This window comes from Amycolatopsis sp. NPDC043889, assembly GCF_056435645.1.
In genome coordinates, this window is sequence record NZ_JBWKEC010000072.1 from 1 (window position 1) to 1,607 (window position 1,607).

At 67.2% G+C, this 1,607-nt stretch carries 1 protein-coding gene; it reads right to left on the reverse strand.

The genetic code is table 11. From position 1 onward, the window contains the following. Positions 1–117 precede the first annotated feature (117 nt). Positions 118–1,410 (reverse strand): IS110 family RNA-guided transposase, encoded by a 1,293-nt coding sequence (locus AC0685_RS43430; protein ID WP_478230851.1) that lies wholly within the window; start codon positions 1,408–1,410, stop codon positions 118–120. Positions 1,411–1,607 lie beyond the last annotated feature (197 nt).

Here is a 1,607-nt window from a genome sequence, read left to right on the forward strand (position 1 = left end):
CTGGTCGTGGGTCGGGTTGGTCGTGAGTGGCGTTTCGGGTTCTGATCCGAAAATAGGGGTGAGTGGGCAGGCCGAAGGCACCCGGCGGAGCCGGGTTCGGGGCCCTGGTTCTGGTTGTCAGGTGGCGGGTTCGAGGGTGACGGTGAAGCCGAGGGCTTCGATCTGGCGGGCGAGGCGGCGGGCGTGTGTTTCGGGGCGACGGCGCTGGAACCAGTCGGCGCCGAGGTCGTGGTAGGGGACGTGCCGGTCGAGGACGTGGTAAGCGGCGACGAGGATGGAATGCTCGACGGCTTTGCGTGCTTTGGCGTGGCCTCGTCGTCCGCGCAGGCGCTGGAACTGGGCGGCGAGGTAGGTGTCGTGGGAGCGGCCGGCGGCCTCGGCGCATTCGGCCAGGGTGGCGGCGAGCCATGTGGAGCCCTTGCGTGCCTTGCCTGTTGTGCGTTTACCGGCGGATTCGTGGTTGCTGGGGCATCGACCGGCCCAGCTGGCCAGGCGGGCCGCGGTCCCGAAACGGGCCATGTCGACACCGATCTCGGCGATCAGGCACTCCGCCCCGCGCCGGTCGATCCCAGTGATGGTGTCCAGCAGCTCGACCTCAGCGGCGAAAGGGCGGATCAGCCGGTCGATCTCGGTCGAGAGGTCCTCGATCGCCTCGTCCAGGAAATCGAGCTTGGCGAGGATTTTCCCGATGATGAGCGCGTGCTGGGCGGTGAACCGGCCCTCGAGCGCCCGGCGCAGCAACGGGATCTTCGAGCGGAGCCTGCCGCGGGCCAGCTCGGCGAGAAGTTCCGGGTCCCGGGTCCCGGAGATGAGCGCGACGAGCATGTCCCGCCCGGACCTGCCCAGGACCTTGCTGGCAACCGAGGAAAGCTTGATGCCCGCGTCCTGCAGCACCTTGTCCAGCCGCTGGGCCTCCCGGCCCCGCTCCTCGATCTGCGCCTTGCGGTAGCGGGTCAGCTCCCGCAGCTCACGGATCGGCTGGGGCGGAACGAACGAGGGCCGCACCAGGCCGTGCTCGATCAGCTGGCAGATCCACTCCGCGTCCAGCACATCGGTCTTGCGTCCCGGCACGTTGCGCAGATGGCGGGCATTGAGCAGCCAGCACTCCATCGCCTCTTCCAGGACATAGAACACCGGCTTCCAATAGACCCCGGTCGATTCCATCCCGACCAGGACCACACCCATCCCGGCCAGCCAGTCCCGCAGCGCCAGCAGATCGACCGTCATCGTCGCGAACGTGCGCGTCACCTGATCCCGTTTGCCTCTCTTCCCCGGCGTTCGCACACAAGCCACGACCGTGTCCTTGTGAACGTCAAGACCGGCACAGCGCTCGACAACAGTGTCCATCGTGCGTCCTTCCCAGGCCCCATGCCGACGTCGGTCACACGGGCCGCCCAGGAGGAACCTCATGTTTCAGGATTCTGATCCTCGTGCTCGCAGCAACAGTTCGGCACACCCGAAGCTCCCACGTCCGACTAACCCACGGGCTCTGGCACACCAAGAACGTTCCGACGTCGCCCAGGCGACCCACCCACCATTTTCACGCGCTCAGCACGCCCCACCAAGGCCACAAGGACTAACCCGAAACGCCACTCACGACCCCCTCG